This window comes from Yersinia sp. 1252 StPb PI (assembly GCF_048593885.1).
Classification (GTDB): domain Bacteria; phylum Pseudomonadota; class Gammaproteobacteria; order Enterobacterales; family Enterobacteriaceae; genus Yersinia; species Yersinia enterocolitica_E.
This window is the reverse complement of record NZ_JAZGQE010000355.1, coordinates 1-1,633: the sequence shown is the minus strand read 5'-3', so window position 1 is coordinate 1,633 and position 1,633 is coordinate 1. Positions and strand designations below refer to the sequence as shown.

Here is a 1,633-nt window from a genome sequence, read left to right as displayed (position 1 = left end):
CCTATAGACAGATAATTTACTTGTGAGTATATTAAATCCATCAACACGGCAGGACGCCAAAAGTAAGACAGGAAGTGTTCTTTAAGATAACAGCGCTGAAAAGTGCAAAACAACCAAAGCGAATGAGTTTTGGGATGTGGTGAAAATCTTGCTGTAGAGGCTGATGGTTGCAAATGCAGTCACAGCCCAGACAGAGATCGGCACTGTCCACCGCATCACCAAAACTCATACAGGAGGTTTTATGAATACTAAATTACTTAAGGTCACCGTGCGCGCTTCTGGAAATCCAGTCTACTTTGGTCGCACTTTCGTTGGTCACACTAAAACCGAATTTTCATACAAAGGACGCCCAGCTACTAGCGTCATCAATCCTAAGCAGCGTTATATGAAGCTGTCTCCAATCTCCCTTTAGTTATTTCATCATGCCGCTTAATTCAGGCGGCATTAGTGAAGTTATTAACTGGAGGTAACACCATGGCTCATCAAGGTTATGACAACGCCAGACAGCGCCGTAACGATAAGCGCTTGGCTCTCACAACAGCATACAACGCACAACACGGCATCGTAGAACCAGAGTCACGCGAAGTTAAGCGCCCTACTCTGCGATTAAACTGCAAGCCAAACTGGCGCATAGAAAGCGCTATTAAGCCTATCAGCTTCGAATATAAAGCTCAGATAGAGAAAGCGGCGGAGTTTTACGGGGCACTGGCTGAGAAAGCATCAGAGAAACGCCAACGCGCCAATCTGAAAATTCGCGGCAACTACGACCAGCAAGTAAACGCTCGTCAGAAGATGCGCGGTAAAAGCATACCGCTTATTTAGAAGCCCACCACATAGTTAAGGGGTAAGAGAATGGAACTTAATAAATTACTTCAAGAAGTTCAGTCCATAAATTACCGACTAGACCGAGTTAATCATGTCATTAGCCAGCGAGAAAAGTACGGACTTGAATTAGTTATAGCCATAGGAAACAACATTTCAATTAATGCCACGGCAGACATCGACTTTCTTTATGAAGCATTGCTAACTCAGCGTGAAGTTCTAACCGAAAGAAAGGAAAAACTAAGCGAAGCAGTTGAGGTTGCGCAAAAAGTTGTAGCGGGATTATTAGCAGAGTAGCAGTTGGGTCGCATAACGCGGCCTTTTTTATTGGCGGGTAAATGAGGAATGAATGATGTTATCCGAAACTGAATTAGCGGAGGCCGAAGCAAGAGGGGTTGATAAATTTGCTGAGAATCAGATGCAAAGAAGCCTGGAGTTTTCGTCTGTTGGTAACAAGGAGATGGCAGAGATTTTTCACTGCAATTCCACTGATGCGAAAGTATTCGCATGCAGGTTAAGAGAAAAAATCACACGTAATTTGCTGGCTACAAATGAGGAATGAATGATGACCACACCTGAACTTTTTGCAAATGAGTGCGCTGCTGATTATGCAAAGTATCGCGCCCTGTCAGCTCAGCATGAGCGCGGCACTTTGGCTCGCACATGCTACATCAAACAGTCATGGCTTAGTCGTAAGTATTTGCGCCAGTGGATTGCAGAGTCATCCCAGTGACCTTACCCCTGCCACTTAACCGGTGGCAGCAATAAGACCACTAGATGAGGTGATGTATGACAGATGAAATTAAAACAG

Annotated in this window: 5 protein-coding genes; all 5 read left to right on the top strand. The window is 44.6% G+C overall.

The genetic code is table 11. From position 1 onward, the window contains the following. The first annotated feature begins 241 nt into the window (after positions 1-241). Genes V2A85_RS23530 through V2A85_RS23510 form a run of 5 tightly spaced genes read left to right on the top strand, consistent with a single transcriptional unit; the run spans position 242 to position 1,555 of the window. A complete protein-coding gene (locus tag V2A85_RS23530; protein WP_155407348.1) occupies positions 242-412 on the top strand; it encodes a hypothetical protein in 171 nt (56 codons plus the stop codon). Between the two features lie 35 nt (positions 413-447). Continuing rightward, positions 448-822 (top strand): hypothetical protein, encoded by a 375-nt coding sequence (locus V2A85_RS23525; protein ID WP_420072535.1) that lies wholly within the window; start codon positions 448-450, stop codon positions 820-822. A 30-nt stretch (positions 823-852) separates the two neighbouring features. After that, positions 853-1,119, top strand: coding sequence for a hypothetical protein (locus tag V2A85_RS23520; protein WP_420072534.1), 267 nt, complete (start codon positions 853-855; stop codon positions 1,117-1,119). 52 nt (positions 1,120-1,171) lie between these two features. Then, positions 1,172-1,384: a hypothetical protein gene (locus V2A85_RS23515; RefSeq protein WP_420072533.1), complete on the top strand. Its 213-nt coding sequence runs from the start codon at positions 1,172-1,174 to the stop codon at positions 1,382-1,384. After that, positions 1,385-1,555: a hypothetical protein gene (locus tag V2A85_RS23510; protein WP_420072532.1), complete on the top strand. Its 171-nt coding sequence runs from the start codon at positions 1,385-1,387 to the stop codon at positions 1,553-1,555. It begins immediately after the preceding gene. The last annotated feature ends 78 nt before the right edge of the window (positions 1,556-1,633 follow it).

What these genes read in the sequence shown, in the direction of transcription:
- V2A85_RS23515 (WP_420072533.1), top strand. Translation starts at nt 1,172, where the DNA reads ATGATGTTATCCGAAACTGAATTAGCGGAGGCCGAAGCAAGAGGGGTT.
- V2A85_RS23510 (WP_420072532.1), top strand. Translation starts at nt 1,385, where the DNA reads ATGATGACCACACCTGAACTTTTTGCAAATGAGTGCGCTGCTGATTAT.
- V2A85_RS23520 (WP_420072534.1), top strand. Translation starts at nt 853, where the DNA reads ATGGAACTTAATAAATTACTTCAAGAAGTTCAGTCCATAAATTACCGA.
- V2A85_RS23530 (WP_155407348.1), top strand. Translation starts at nt 242, where the DNA reads ATGAATACTAAATTACTTAAGGTCACCGTGCGCGCTTCTGGAAATCCA.